The sequence below is a fragment of the Streptomyces sp. JL2001 genome, from assembly GCF_050917515.1.
Taxonomy (GTDB): Bacteria; Actinomycetota; Actinomycetes; order Streptomycetales; family Streptomycetaceae; genus Streptomyces.
The window spans coordinates 2305029-2318361 of the sequence record NZ_CP169421.1 but is presented as its reverse complement, the minus strand read 5'-3'; the positions used below and the strand labels follow the sequence as shown (position 1 = coordinate 2318361).

General features: G+C 70.5%; 15 protein-coding genes and 5 tRNA genes. 15 read left to right on the top strand and 5 right to left on the bottom strand.

Features of this window, described 5'->3' with window-relative positions:
• The first annotated feature begins 54 nt into the window (after positions 1-54).
• From ACE1OA_RS10070 to ACE1OA_RS10035, 8 genes are all read left to right on the top strand, one after another.
• Positions 55-840 (top strand): fumarylacetoacetate hydrolase family protein, encoded by a 786-nt coding sequence (locus ACE1OA_RS10070; protein WP_356604586.1) that lies wholly within the window; start codon positions 55-57, stop codon positions 838-840.
• On the top strand, positions 833-2314 hold the full coding sequence (gltX, locus tag ACE1OA_RS10065) for a glutamate--tRNA ligase (protein WP_356775327.1): 1482 nt from the start codon (positions 833-835) through the stop codon (positions 2312-2314). The genes ACE1OA_RS10070 and gltX overlap by 8 nt, the downstream gene beginning before the upstream one ends.
• A 155-nt stretch (positions 2315-2469) precedes the next feature.
• Positions 2470-3273 carry an HAD family hydrolase gene (locus ACE1OA_RS10060; RefSeq protein ID WP_384868461.1) on the top strand — a complete coding sequence of 268 codons (804 nt, stop codon included), beginning with the start codon at positions 2470-2472 and terminating at the stop codon, positions 3271-3273.
• A 90-nt stretch (positions 3274-3363) separates the two neighbouring features.
• Positions 3364-3435 (top strand) — tRNA-Gln (locus ACE1OA_RS10055).
• Positions 3436-3477: 42 nt separating this feature from the next.
• Positions 3478-3550 (top strand) — tRNA-Glu (locus ACE1OA_RS10050).
• 88 nt (positions 3551-3638) lie between these two features.
• A tRNA-Glu gene (locus tag ACE1OA_RS10045) sits at positions 3639-3711 on the top strand.
• A gap of 16 nt (positions 3712-3727) precedes the next feature.
• Positions 3728-3799: transfer RNA gene (locus tag ACE1OA_RS10040), tRNA-Gln, on the top strand.
• Between the two features lie 41 nt (positions 3800-3840).
• Positions 3841-3916, top strand: a tRNA-Glu gene (locus ACE1OA_RS10035).
• Positions 3917-4035: 119 nt separating this feature from the next.
• Here ACE1OA_RS10035 and ndgR read toward each other — a convergent pair.
• Positions 4036-4752 carry an IclR family transcriptional regulator NdgR gene (gene ndgR / locus ACE1OA_RS10030; RefSeq protein ID WP_015036427.1) on the bottom strand — a complete coding sequence of 239 codons (717 nt, stop codon included), beginning with the start codon at positions 4750-4752 and terminating at the stop codon, positions 4036-4038.
• A 181-nt stretch (positions 4753-4933) separates the two neighbouring features.
• On the opposite strand from ndgR, the gene leuC reads away from it, so the two are divergent.
• The 4 genes from leuC (at position 4934) to ACE1OA_RS10010 (ending at position 8093) form a co-directional block, all read left to right on the top strand.
• Positions 4934-6358 (top strand): 3-isopropylmalate dehydratase large subunit, encoded by a 1425-nt coding sequence (gene leuC, locus ACE1OA_RS10025; RefSeq protein WP_356775323.1) that lies wholly within the window; start codon positions 4934-4936, stop codon positions 6356-6358.
• Between the two features lie 6 nt (positions 6359-6364).
• Positions 6365-6958, top strand: coding sequence for a 3-isopropylmalate dehydratase small subunit (gene leuD, locus ACE1OA_RS10020; RefSeq protein ID WP_147979840.1), 594 nt, complete (start codon positions 6365-6367; stop codon positions 6956-6958).
• A gap of 104 nt (positions 6959-7062) precedes the next feature.
• The gene (locus ACE1OA_RS10015; RefSeq protein ID WP_432752656.1) at positions 7063-7290 is read left to right on the top strand and encodes a hypothetical protein; all 228 of its coding nucleotides are present in this window, start codon (positions 7063-7065) and stop codon (positions 7288-7290) included.
• Positions 7291-7433: 143 nt separating this feature from the next.
• Positions 7434-8093 (top strand): HU family DNA-binding protein, encoded by a 660-nt coding sequence (locus ACE1OA_RS10010; RefSeq protein WP_356604579.1) that lies wholly within the window; start codon positions 7434-7436, stop codon positions 8091-8093.
• 227 nt (positions 8094-8320) lie between these two features.
• Here the strand turns inward: ACE1OA_RS10010 and ACE1OA_RS10005 are convergent, their stop codons facing one another.
• Entirely contained in the window at positions 8321-8527 is a 207-nt protein-coding gene (locus ACE1OA_RS10005) for a hypothetical protein (RefSeq protein WP_356604577.1), read from the bottom strand.
• Between the two features lie 10 nt (positions 8528-8537).
• The gene (gene cofC / locus ACE1OA_RS10000; RefSeq protein ID WP_361312035.1) at positions 8538-9185 is read right to left on the bottom strand and encodes a 2-phospho-L-lactate guanylyltransferase; all 648 of its coding nucleotides are present in this window, start codon (positions 9183-9185) and stop codon (positions 8538-8540) included.
• A 161-nt stretch (positions 9186-9346) separates the two neighbouring features.
• On the opposite strand from cofC, the gene ACE1OA_RS09995 reads away from it, so the two are divergent.
• From ACE1OA_RS09995 to ACE1OA_RS09985, 3 genes are all read left to right on the top strand, one after another.
• Positions 9347-10099, top strand: coding sequence for a lysophospholipid acyltransferase family protein (locus tag ACE1OA_RS09995; protein ID WP_356604573.1), 753 nt, complete (start codon positions 9347-9349; stop codon positions 10097-10099).
• Entirely contained in the window at positions 10096-11097 is a 1002-nt protein-coding gene (locus ACE1OA_RS09990; protein WP_356604571.1) for an NAD(P)H-dependent glycerol-3-phosphate dehydrogenase, read from the top strand. Before ACE1OA_RS09995 ends, ACE1OA_RS09990 begins: the two co-directional genes overlap by 4 nt.
• 101 nt (positions 11098-11198) lie before the next feature.
• Positions 11199-12338 carry a D-alanine--D-alanine ligase family protein gene (locus ACE1OA_RS09985; protein ID WP_356604569.1) on the top strand — a complete coding sequence of 380 codons (1140 nt, stop codon included), beginning with the start codon at positions 11199-11201 and terminating at the stop codon, positions 12336-12338.
• Between the two features lie 103 nt (positions 12339-12441).
• Here ACE1OA_RS09985 and ACE1OA_RS09980 read toward each other — a convergent pair whose 3' ends face one another.
• On the bottom strand, positions 12442-12921 hold the full coding sequence (locus ACE1OA_RS09980) for a DUF3515 domain-containing protein (RefSeq protein WP_356604615.1): 480 nt from the start codon (positions 12919-12921) through the stop codon (positions 12442-12444).
• A gap of 23 nt (positions 12922-12944) precedes the next feature.
• Positions 12945-13178 (bottom strand): Lrp/AsnC family transcriptional regulator, encoded by a 234-nt coding sequence (locus tag ACE1OA_RS09975; protein ID WP_147979849.1) that lies wholly within the window; start codon positions 13176-13178, stop codon positions 12945-12947.
• Positions 13179-13333 lie beyond the last annotated feature (155 nt).

Here is a 13333-nt window from a genome sequence, read left to right as displayed (position 1 = left end):
GTTAGCCTGGAGCGTCAGACTCCAGCCAGTAGCAAGTGAGGGGCGACAGCACTCGTGCGCATCGCCAGATTCTCCATCGACGGCAATGTCGCCTTCGGCGCCGTCGAGGGCGAGGGAACCGTCGAGTCCGGCGGCCTGGTCCTCGACATCATCAAGGGCATCCCGTACACCGACTTCGAGCTCAGCGGCACCAAGGTCCCGCTGAGCAAGGTACGGCTCCTGCCTCCCGTGCTCCCCAACAAGGTCGTGGCCATCGGCCGCAACTACGCCGAGCACGCCGCCGAACTCGGCAACGAGGTCCCGGACGTCCCGGTCGCCTTCTTCAAGCCGACCACCTCCGTGATCGGCTCCGGCGACGCCATCGAGTACCCCTCCTTCTCGAACGAGCTGCACCACGAGGCCGAACTGGCCGTGGTCATCGGCCGCATGTGCCGCGAGGTACCGCGCGAGCGCGTCAAGGACGTCGTCTTCGGCTACACCTGCGCCAACGACGTCACCGCCCGCGACGCCCAGCGGCGCGAGAAGCAGTGGGCCCGGGCCAAGGGCTTCGACACCAGCTGCCCGCTCGGGCCCTGGGTCGAGACCGAGCTCGACCCGGGCGACCTCACCATCCAGGCCACGGTCAACGGCGAACAGCGCCAGCTCGGCCGCACGAGCGACATGATCCGCTCCGTCGAGGACCTGGTCGTCCACATCACCGAGGCCATGACGCTCCTTCCCGGCGACGTCATCCTCACCGGCACCCCGGCCGGGGTCGGCCCCCTCAACGTCGGCGACGAGGTCGCCGTCACCATCGAAGGCATCGGCACTCTCACCAACAGGGTGATCAAGCGTGGCTAACGCGAACGTCCGCGTACGTTTCTGTCCCTCCCCGACCGGCAACCCCCACGTGGGCCTGGTCCGCACCGCCCTCTTCAACTGGGCGTTCGCCCGCCACCACGGCGGCACGTTCGTCTTCCGCATCGAGGACACCGACGCGGCGCGCGACTCCGAGGAGTCGTACCAGCAGCTGCTCGACTCGCTGCGCTGGCTCGGCTTCACCTGGGACGAGGGACCGGACGAGGTCGGCGGCCCGCACGCCCCGTACCGCCAGTCGCAGCGGATGGACATCTACCGGGACGTCGCGGAGAAGCTGCTCGACGGCGGGTACGCCTACCACTGCTTCTGCACCGCCGTGGAGCTGGAAGCCCGTCGCGACGCGGCCCGCCTGGCCGGCAAGCCCTCGGGCTACGACGGCACGTGCCGCAACCTGAGCGCCGAGCGCATCGAGCGCTACCGCGCCGAGGGCCGCGAGTCCATCGTCCGCTTCAAGATGCCGGACGAGCCGATCACCTTCCACGACCTGGTCCGCGGCGAGCTCACCTTCACCCCGGACAACGTCCCGGACTACGGCATCGTGCGCGCCAACGGCGCCCCGCTGTACACCCTGGTCAACCCGGTCGACGACGCGCTCATGGAGATCACCCACGTGCTGCGTGGCGAGGACCTGCTGTCCTCCACCCCGCGCCAGATCGCGCTCTACAAGGCGCTGATCGAGCTGGGCGTCGCCAAGGAGATCCCGGCCTTCGGCCACCTCCCGTACGTGATGGGCGAGGGCAACAAGAAGCTCTCCAAGCGCGACCCGCAGGCGTCCCTCAACCTCTACCGGGAGCGCGGCTTCCTCCCCGAGGGCCTGCTGAACTACCTCTCCCTGCTCGGCTGGTCCTTCTCGGCCGACCAGGACCTCTTCACCATCGACCAGATGGTGGCGAAGTTCGACATCGCCGACGTGAACGCCAACCCGGCGCGCTTCGACCTCAAGAAGGCCGAGTCGATCAACGCCGACCACATCCGCATGCTGGACGAGAAGGCGTTCACGGCGGCCTGCGAGCCGTGGCTGCAGGCCCCGCACGCCGCGTGGGCTCCCGAGGACTTCGACCGCGCGGCGTGGGAGGCCATCGCCCCCTACGCCCAGACGCGGGTCACCGTCCTCTCGGACATCACGGCCAACGTCGACTTCCTCTTCCTGCCCGAGCCCGTCTTCGACCAGCCCTCCTGGGACAAGGCGATGAAGGGCGAGCCGGCCGCGCTGCTCACCACCGCGCGCGAGAAGCTCCAGGCCGCGGACTGGAGCGACCCGGAGTCGCTCAAGAACGCCGTCCTGGTCGCCGGCGAGGAGCACGGTCTGAAGCTCGGCAAGGCGCAGGCCCCGGTCCGCGTCGCCGTCACCGGCCGCACGGTCGGCCTGCCGCTCTTCGAGTCCCTGGAGATCCTGGGCCGGGAGAAGACCCTGGCCCGTATCGACGCGGCCCTGGCGAAGCTCGCCGCCCAGTAACGAGCACACACGCCGACGAGGCCCGGTCCCCTGCGGGGAGCCGGGCCTCGTCGGCGTCGCGGGAGCGGTGCGGCCGGGTGCGGAGCCCGCGCCCGCACACCGGCGGGGCGATCCCGACAGCCGTCGGTGTGTCGAGGCTCACGTACCGTGGGTCCATGGTCATTCGCGCCGTCCTGTGGGACATCGACGACACCCTCTTCGACTACGCCCGCGCCGACCTCGCGGGCATGCGCGACCACCTCGCGGCCGAGGGCCTCGCCGTGGGCCCCTCCGGGGACCCGTCCGGGAGTTCGGCCGGTGACCGGGCCGCGGACGCCGGCGCGGCGCCCGGGGGGCGGTCCGGAGGATTCGGCTCCGTCGCCGAGGCCCTCCGCCGGTGGCAGGAGCTCACGGTCGTCCACTGGCGGCGCTTCGAGGCCGGCGGCGTCGACTTCCAGGAGCAGCGGCGCGAGCGCGTGCGCGACTTCCTGGGGCGGGAGGATCTGGGCGCGGCCGAGGCCGACGCCTGGTTCGGGCGCTATCTCGCCCACTACGAGGCCGCGTGGGAGCTCTTCCCCGACTCCGTGCCCGTCCTGGACCTGCTGGCGGGTGACTACCGTCACGCCGTCCTGTCGAACTCGAGCATCCACAACCAGGAGCGCAAACTGCGCGTCCTCGGTGTGCGCGACCGGTTCGAGGCCGTGGTGTGCGCCGCCGAACTCGGATACGCCAAGCCGGCCGCCGAGGCCTTCCACGCCGCCTGCACCGCCCTGGGCCTGCCGCCGCACGAGGTCGCGTACGTCGGCGACCAGCCCGACATCGACGCGCGCGGAGCCGTCGAGGCCGGCCTCCTGGGCATCTGGCTGGACCGGGCGGGGACCGGCGGGCGGCCGGAGCTGACCCGCATCACCGACCTCCACCAGCTCCCTCCGCTGCTGGGCGGGGATACCCGTTTTGGAGCGCCGGACACCTTCGGGTAATGTTCTTCCTGCGCCGAGGGGAGCAAGCCGAAAGGCCGAAACCCACGGAGCACAACCCGAACAAGATCCCCGCAAGGGATTGAGTTTTGGTGGCCTATGGTGTAATTGGCAGCACGACGGTTTCTGGTTCCGTTAGTCTAGGTTCGAGTCCTGGTAGGCCAGCTCGCAGAGCTCATCTGCACCACGCGGATCCTGATCCGCAAAGCCCCCGTTGTGTAGCGGCCTAGCACGCTGCCCTCTCAAGGCAGTAGCGCCGGTTCGAATCCGGTCGGGGGTACAGATCCATCCTGCGGATCACCAGGGTCGCACCCGGTGATCATGCGGTGACATCATCCGGCACTCTGGTGCCGGATGGGATCGCTAGGGCCCCCGTTGTGTAGCGGCCTAGCACGCCGCCCTCTCAAGGCGGTAGCGCCGGTTCGAATCCGGTCGGGGGTACTGGTTCAACCCACCATGGCCTATGGTGTAATTGGCAACACTACGGTTTCTGGTACCGTCATTCTAGGTTCGAGTCCTGGTAGGCCAGCTCGCAGAGCTCATCTGCAAAACGCGGATCTGATCCGCAAGGCCCCCGTTGTGTAGCGGCCTAGCACGCCGCCCTCTCAAGGCGGTAGCGCCGGTTCGAATCCGGTCGGGGGTACCACGAGAGAAGCCCTTCCCTTCGGGGGAGGGCTTCTTCGTCGTCCGGCCACGGCACACACAACTCCGGCCCACCGCTGCGGCGTTGGAGCGGTGGGCCGGATCGGACGGAGGAGCGGGGGATCAGCCGGTGCGGCGGAGTGCCTCGGAGAGGCGGGCGGCGGCGTCGATGACCGCCTGGGCGTGCATACGGCCCGGGTGGCGGGTCAGGCGCTCGATCGGGCCGGAGACCGACACGGCGGCCACGACGCGGTTCGAGGGACCGCGCACGGGCGCGGAGACGGACGCGACGCCCGGCTCCCGCTCGCCGATCGACTGGGCCCAGCCGCGGCGCCGTACGCCCGACAGGGCCGTCGCCGTGAACCGGGCACCCTGGAGACCGCGGTGGAGGCGCTCGGGCTCCTCCCAGGCCATCAGGATCTGCGCGGAGGAGCCGGCCTTCATGGTCAGCGTGGAGCCGACCGGCACGGTGTCCCGCAGGCCCGAGAGGCGCTCGGCGGCCGCCACGCAGATGCGCATGTCGCCCTGCCGGCGGTAGAGCTGGGCGCTCTCGCCGGTGACGTCGCGCAGGTGCGTCAGCACCGGGCCCGCCGTGGCGAGCAGACGGTCCTCACCGGCCGCGGCGGCGAGCTCCGCCAGGCGCGGTCCGAGGATGAACCGGCCCTGCATGTCGCGCGCCACCATCCGGTGGTGTTCCAGTGCCACGGCGAGTCGGTGTGCCGTGGGTCGTGCGAGTCCCGTCGCCGCGACCAGACCTGCGAGGGTGGCCGGACCGGACTCCAGGGCGCTCAGGACAAGGGCTGCCTTGTCGAGAACGCCTACGCCGCTAGAGTTGTCCATGCAACGATATTCGCGTCTCACTCTGTGAAACGCAAGTTCAATTTTCCTGGGAACTTGCGAACCTGTACGTGCGGCCCGCGGACCAATCGGGTCCGCAGCCGGCGTCCGGCGCGTGGGGTACGGACGTGGGCCCACATGTCTCTAGAAGTGCCGGCACACCACGCCGGCCGGAGGGAAAGCGATGGGTAGGACACTCGCGGAGAAGGTCTGGGACGACCATGTCGTCCGGCGCGCCGAGGGCGAGCCCGACCTCCTCTTCATCGATCTGCACCTGCTGCACGAGGTGACCAGCCCCCAGGCGTTCGACGGCCTGCGCCAGAACGGCCGCCCGGTGCGGCGCCTCGACCTCACCATCGCCACCGAGGACCACAACACCCCGACCCTCGACATCGACAAGCCGATCGCCGACCCCGTCTCCCGCGCGCAGTTGGAGACCCTGCGGAAGAACTGCGCCGAGTTCGGCGTACGGCTGCACCCGCTGGGCGACGTCGAGCAGGGTGTCGTCCACGTCGTCGGCCCGCAGCTGGGTCTGACCCAGCCCGGCACGACCGTGGTCTGCGGAGACTCCCACACCTCCACCCACGGCGCCTTCGGCGCGCTGGCGTTCGGCATCGGCACCAGCCAGGTCGAGCACGTGCTGGCCACCCAGACGCTGCCGCTGGCCCGCCCCAAGACGATGGCCATCACCGTCGACGGCGAGCTGCCCGACGACGTCACGGCCAAGGACCTGATCCTGGCGATCATCGCGAAGATCGGCACCGGCGGCGGCCAGGGCTACATCCTGGAGTACCGCGGCTCCGCCATCGAGAAGCTCTCGATGGAAGCCCGGATGACCATCTGCAACATGTCGATCGAGGCCGGCGCCCGCGCGGGCATGATCGCCCCCGACGAGACCACCTTCGCCTACCTGAAGGGCCGCGCCCACGCCCCCGAGGGCGAGGACTGGGACGCCGCCGTCGCGTACTGGAAGACCCTGAAGTCCGACGAGGACGCGGTCTTCGACGCCGAGGTCGTCATCGACGCCGCCTCCCTGGCGCCGTTCGTCACCTGGGGCACCAACCCGGGCCAGGGCGCGCCGCTTTCCGCGCACGTCCCCGACCCGGCTTCGTACGAAGACGCTTCGGAGCGCCTGGCCGCCGAAAAGGCCCTGGAGTACATGGGGTTGACCGCCGGACAGCCGCTGCGCGACATCCGGGTCGACACCGTCTTCGTAGGCTCCTGCACCAACGGCCGCATCGAGGACCTGCGCAACGCCGCCGACCTGCTGCGCGGTCGCAAGGTCGCCGACGGCGTCCGCATGCTGGTCGTCCCCGGCTCGGTCCGGGTCGCCCTGCAGGCCGTCGAGGAGGGCCTGGACAAGGTCTTCAAGGAGTCCGGCGCCGAATGGCGGCACGCGGGCTGCTCGATGTGCCTGGGCATGAACCCCGACCAGCTGGCACCCGGTGAGCGCTCCGCGTCCACCTCCAACCGCAACTTCGAGGGCCGGCAGGGCAAGGGCGGCCGGACCCACCTGGTCTCGCCCCAGGTCGCCGCCGCCACCGCCGTACTGGGCCACCTGGCCTCCCCGGCCGATCTGTCCGACGTCGCTACGCCCGCGGGGGTCTGAGGAACCATGGAAGCTTTCACCACCCACACCGGCCGGGCCGTCCCGCTGCGCCGCAGCAACGTCGACACCGACCAGATCATCCCCGCGCACTGGCTGAAGAAGGTCACCCGCGACGGCTTCGAGGACGGCCTGTTCGAGGCCTGGCGCAAGGACTCCGAGTTCGTGCTCAACCGCCCCGAGCGGCAGGGCGCCTCGGTCCTGGTGGCCGGCCCCGACTTCGGCACCGGCTCCTCGCGTGAGCACGCCGTCTGGGCGCTGCAGAACTACGGCTTCAAGACCGTCGTCTCCTCCCGGTTCGCCGACATCTTCCGCGGCAACTCGCTGAAGAACGGGCTCCTGACCGTGGTCCTGGACCAGAAGGTCGTGGACGCGCTCTGGGAGCTGACCGAGGCCGACCCCACCGCGGAGATCACCGTCGACCTGGAGCAGCGGAAGGTCCTCGCGGCCGGGATCGACGCCGACTTCGAGCTCGACGAGAACGCCCGCTGGCGACTGCTGAACGGCCTGGACGACATCAGCCTCACCCTTCAGAACGAAGCGGACATCGCGGCCTACGAGGCGGCACGGCCGGCCTTCAAGCCCCGTACAATTACCGCCTGAGCAGCGCTTTTCCACGACTGCGCCCCCCACCGTCCGGTGGGGGGCGCAGTCGCTTGTTGAGACCCCGTCGGGCGACAACTCGCCCTAGATGGCACAATCGGTGCATGGAACGCGACAGCCAACTCGAGCTCTACGAGGCAGTCGCCGCCCGATTGAAGGAAGCGCACACAAGAGTGCGCTCACTGCAAGTCCCGGAGGGCGTAAGGATGGCGCTGTCCCGGAAGCTGCTGGTCGTGACGGCGGCGGCGAAGCACGATCTCGCGGACGCGGCAACGCGTCTGGACCGGTTGATGAAGGACCTCGACGAGGGCCGATTCCCTGAAGGCGACTGACACCAGGAACTCCGCAACGGCACTTCTGCGTTGCGGCACTAGGGTGATTAGCCCGTTTCGTGTTTGATTTGCGGTATATACATGCCTAACGTGCGAAAAAGCTTGAACACTTTCGTTCTGGCAATGTCTCCGAAGGGGAAGACGTGAACAAGGCGCAGCTCGTAGAAGCGATTGCCGACAAGCTCGGCGGCCGTCAGCAGGCCGCGGACGCTGTCGACGCGGTGCTGGACGCGATCGTGCGTGCCGTGGTCGGCGGGGACCGGGTCTCGGTCACCGGCTTCGGTTCGTTCGAGAAGGTCGACCGTCCGGCCCGGTACGCGCGCAACCCGCAGACGGGGGAGCGGGTGCGGGTCAAGAAGACCTCTGTTCCGCGCTTCCGTGCGGGTCAGGGCTTCAAGGACCTGGTCAGCGGCTCGAAGAAGCTGCCCAAGGGTGGCGAGGTCTCCGTCAAGAAGGCGCCCAAGGGCAGCCTCACCGGCGGCGCTTCCGCGACCGTGAAGAAGGCCGCCGCGAAGAAGGCCACCACCGCGAAGAAGGCCGCCGCCAAGAAGGCGACCCCCGCCAAGAAGACCGCCGTCAAGAAGACCACGGCCGCGAAGAAGGTCGCCGTCAAGAAGACCACGACGGCGAAGACCGCGACCACGGCCAAGAAGGCCACCCCCGCGAAGAAGACCACGACCACGGCCAAGAAGACCGTCGTCAAGAAGACCGCGCCGGCGAAGAAGGCCACGGCGAAGAAGGCGCCCGCCAAGAAGACCACGGCGCGCAAGACCGTCGCCAAGAAGACCGCCGCCAAGAAGTAACGCATCTGTAAGCGGCACCAGGGCCAAGGGCCACTCACACGCCGGGCCGGACTCCCTCGCGGGGAGCCCGGCCCGCGGCGCGTTCCGGAGACGCCCGCGGCCGTCGGGTACCTACCCCGCCGCCCGGACCGCGCCGGCCGTACCCGCCGCGCCGATCGCGCCGATGGCCGTCCGGACCGCCGGACGCTCCCCGGATGGCCGAATTCCGCCGGTCTTCCGGCGACGGTTCAGAGAGTCTGCAGCGTGATCAGCGTGATGCGCGGCCCGGAATCGCCCGCCGGCTCCGTCTCGATGCGCACCCGCTGCCCCGGACGCAGCAGCCGCAGCCCGCCCGCGTCGAAGGCGTCGGCCCCGAACTCCACGGGGGTGCCGTCGTCGAGCAGCACACTGCCGCTGCGGGTCTCGGGGTCGTACGTGAACGCGGTCGCCTGCATGGGCAGCAGCCTATCCGGCAGCGCGTTCCCAGCGGGCGGCCGTCCGCGGACCGACACCCAGCGCGAGCGCCGCCGCCAGATCCTCGCCGGTGTCCACGTCCCGGCGCACGGAATCGACCCCCGCCAGCCGGATTTCCACGGCCCCGGACGACAAATGCCGCCGACGCGAAGGGCCTCCGAAAGCAGGGGCCAATTCCACTCCGGAGCCCGCCGAGAGGAATGTCGTACCGATTTCGGCCGCATCAGCGAGAAATGCCCGGGGGAATTCCCCGGCCACCGCCAGGACCCGTCCGAGCTCCGCCGGCCGCAGCGCGGGCAGGTCCGCGTTCAGCGCCGCGACCCGGGCCCCCGGGCGCGACCGGCGCACCGCCCGCACCCCGTGCGCCAGCGCCGCGTTGAGCCCCGCGGCCGGCACGTCGGGCACGATCCGCGCCCCGAGCGCCGCCAGAGCGAGTCCGGCGGCGTGATCGTCCGTGACGACCGCCACATCCCGCACGCCGGGACTCTCCAGCGCCGCGGCCACGGTGTCCTGCGCGAACGCCAGCGCCAGCCGTGGACGCAACCGTTCCCCGGCGGCCGCCGCGAGCCTGCTCTTCGCCCGCACAAGGGGCTTCAGGGGGACGACCAGGGACCAGCCGCCATCCGGATCGGTGTTCATCGGGGCCATTGTGACCCGGCGCCCGGCGCTGCCGGCCGACGGGCGGCTGGCCCGGCGCCCGGCGGGACCGGGAACCCGAGGCGTACGGTGTCCTCGACAGACCAGGGGCATGGGGCGACACTTGACCCCCTGCAAACCCAGTCCCAGAGGAAGGTGTCCGAGTGTCCCGCCGCAGAATCGGCTTCTGGTACCGCCTGGCGGCGGTCATCGCTAAACCGCCGCTGGTGGTTCTCTTCAAGCGGGACTGGCGCGGAACGGAACACATTCCGGCGGACGGCGGATTCATCACCGCCGTCAACCACAACTCGTACCTGGACCCGCTGTCGTACGCGCATTACCAGTACAACACCGGCCGGGTCCCGCGATTCCTCGCCAAGGCCGGCCTCTTCAAAGGCTCGTTCGTCGGCACGATGCTGCGCGGCACGGGACAGATCCCGGTCTACCGCGAGACCACCAACGCCCTGGACGCCTTCCGGGCCGCCGTCGACGCCATCGAGCGCGGCGAGTGCGTCGCGTTCTACCCCGAGGGCACCCTCACCCGCGACCCCGAGATGTGGCCCATGGCGGGCAAGACCGGCGCCGCCCGCGTCGCGCTGCTCACCAGGGCCCCCGTCATCCCGGTCGCCCAGTGGGGCGCCAACCACGCGATGCCGCCGTACGCCAAGGAGAACAAGCTCCGCCTGTTCCCGCGCAAGACGCTGATCGTGCAGGCCGGCCCGCCCGTCGACCTCTCCCGCTTCTACGACCTCGAGGCGACGCCCGAGGTGCTGCGCGAGGCGACCGAGGTCATCATGGCCGCGATCACCGCGCTCCTGGAGGACGTCCGCGGGGAGAAGGCGCCCGCCGAGCCGTACGACCACCGCAAGGCCCGGATGGAACAGCGGCGCAAGGCCGCAGGGGAAGGGATGAAGTGACCAAGGCAGCAGTCTTCGGCACGGGATCGTGGGGGACCGCCTTCGGGATGGTGCTCGCCGACGCCGGCTGCGAGGTGACCCTGTGGGGCCGCCGGCCCGAACTCGCCGAGGCGGTCAACACCACCCGCACCAACCCGGACTACCTGCCCGGCGTCGTGCTCCCGGAGAACGTCCGGGCCACCACCGACCCCGCCGAGGCCGCCCGCGACGCCGACTTCACCGTCCTCGTCGTCCCCTCCCAGACCCTGCGCCGCAACCTCACCGAGTGGGCGCCCCTGCTGGCCCCCGGCACCGTCCTCGTCTCCCTGATGAAGGGCGTCGAACTCGGCACCGCCAAGCGCATGAGCGAAGTCGTCGAGGAGGTCGCGAAGGTCCCCTCCGACCGCGTCGCCGTCCTCACCGGACCCAACCTGGCCAAGGAGATCGCGGCCCGCCAGCCCGCCGCCGCCGTCGTGGCGTGCAGCGACGAGAGCGTGGCCCAGCGCCTCCAGAGCGCCTGCATGACCCCCTACTTCCGCCCCTACACCAATACCGACGTCGTCGGCTGCGAACTGGGCGGAGCGGTCAAGAACGTCATCGGGCTCGCCGTCGGCATCGCCGACGGGATGGGCCTCGGCGACAACTCCAAGGCCACCCTCATCACCCGCGGCCTCGCCGAGACCACCCGTCTCGGACTCGCCATGGGCGCGGACCCGCTCACCTTCTCCGGCCTCGCGGGCCTCGGCGACCTGGTCGCCACCTGCTCCTCGCCGCTGTCCCGGAACCACACCTTCGGCACCAACCTGGGCCGCGGCATGACGCTCCAGGAGACCATCGCCGCGACCAAGCAGACCGCCGAGGGCGTCAAGTCCTGCGAGTCCGTGCTGGATCTGGCCCGCCGCCACGGGGTCGACATGCCGATCACCGAGACGGTCGTCTCCATCGTCCACGAGGGCAAGCCGCCCATCGTCGCCCTCAAGGAACTGATGTCGCGCAGCGCCAAGTCCGAGCGCCGCTGACCAGGCCCGAACCGGCGGACCGGGACCTTCCGGGACACGACCCGCGCGCGGCGGACCAGGCCCTCGGGCCCGCCGGAGGCGCAAGGTACGCTCATCGCGATATGAGCGAGAACACCCAGAGCCCCCGCAAGCCGCGCGTGGCCGTCGTCTTCGGCGGACGCAGCTCCGAGCACGCCATCTCCGTCGTCACGGCCGGTGCGGTCCTGCGCGCCATCGACCGGACCAAGTACGACGTGCTGCCCATCGGTATCACCACCGACGGCCGCTGGGCGCTGACCGCCGACGCCCCCGAGCGGATGGCCATCGCCGACCGCTCCCTGCCGAGCGTCGCCGACCTCACCGAGTCCGAGCAGGGCGGCGTCGTCCTCTCCGTCGACCCGGCCAACCGCGAGGTCGTCTACACGGAGCCCGGCGCCGTGCCCAAGGCGCTGGGCGAGGTCGACGTGGTCTTCCCGATGCTCCACGGCCCCTACGGCGAGGACGGCACCCTCCAGGGCCTCCTGGAGCTCTCCGGAGTCCCCTATGTCGGCGCGGGCGTCCTCGCCTCCGCCGTCGGCCAGGACAAGGAGTACATGAAGCGGGTCTTCACCTCCTTCGGCCTGCCCGTCGGCCCCTACGAGGTCGTCCGGCCCCGCGAGTGGGACCAGAACCCGGCCGCCGCCCGCAAGCGGATCGTGGAGTTCGCCGCGACCCACGGCTGGCCGCTCTTCGTGAAGCCCGCACGCGGCGGCTCCTCGATGGGCATCACCAAGGTCGACGACCTCTCCGGCCTGGACGAGGCCATCGAGGAGGCCCGCCGCCACGACCCCAAGATCCTCGTCGAGTCGCTGCTGCGCGGACGCGAGATCGAGTGCGGCGTCCTGGAGTTCGAGGACGGCCCGCGCGCCAGCGTGCCCGCCGAGATCCCGCCCGTCACGGACCACGACTTCTACGACTTCGAGGCCAAGTACATCGACTCGGCCTCCGGGATCGTCCCGGCGCCGATCGGGGACGAGGCCACCGCCGAGGTCCAGCGCCTCGCGGTCGCCGCCTACGAGGCCGTGTCCTGCGAGGGCCTGGTGCGCGCGGACTTCTTCCTCACCGACGAGGGCGAGTTCGTGATCAACGAGATCAACACCATGCCCGGCTTCACCCCGATCTCGATGTACCCGCGCATGTGGCAGGAGAGCGGCGTGAGCTACCCGGAGCTGGTCGACCGCCTCATCCAGGCCGCGCTGAGCCGCTCCACCGGCCTGCGTTAGGTCCTGTCCGGGCGGACGGACCCCGACCGGCGGGGCCGTGCCCCCGGGGCGGCGGCCCGAGCCGCCGCCCCCGGCCCGCACCGCGCCTCTCGGCGCGGGCGGATCACAGGCTGGGGGGCACGGTCCCGGCGACGGGACCCGCCAGATCCGCCAGCGGGCCGACGTCGTGCGCGTACCGCTCGTCCAGCGTCACCTCGACGTACGCCTTGCGGTACGTGGTGGTGAACCGGGGGCCGTCGCCCTGCCGTTCCTCCAGCAGCCAGTTCACGCCGTCGGCCTCGACGGCGTGCGCCTGGGGATCGTTCATCTTTTCGGGCCGGGGGACGCCGCAGCGCAGTACGATCGCCGCGTCCCCCCACCCGGCGGTCAGCTCGGAGTCAGGCTCCGGATCGGTCCGTTCCAGCCCCGCCACGGTGTCGGGAAGCACCTTCGCCAGCGCCCGGCAGAAGGCGGCTTCCTCCGCCGGAGGGCTGGGAACCGGGACCGACGCCTTCGCGTCCGTGGAGGAGCAGCCCGCGGCGCCCAGCAGCAACGCGGCCGCTGCGGCGGCGAGGGGCAGGCCGAAAGGCCGGTGGGAGGACATCACCGGCCAAGGGTAGACGGGGGCTACAGATGGACGACCGGGCAGGTGAGGGTACGCGTGATGCCCTCCACTTGCTGGACCTTGGCGACCACCATGCGGCCGAGGTCGTCGACCGTGTCGGACTGGGCTCGGACGATCACGTCGTACGGGCCCGTCACGTCTTCGGCCTGGATCACCCCCGGGATCTTGGAGATGGTCTCGGCGACGGTCGACGCCTTGCCCACCTCGGTCTGAATGAGGATGTAAGCCTGTACCACGGAACCTCCAGGGCGGCCACGAGGATCATTGGGGGGAGATGAATGAACCTGCAGAAAGGTTCGCCACGGTACCGCGTCGCCGAGCACCGCGGGGAGACCTCCGCGCCCGGGGGCGCCCACGGTGTGGCGTACGCACGACAGAAGTTGACGGTCTA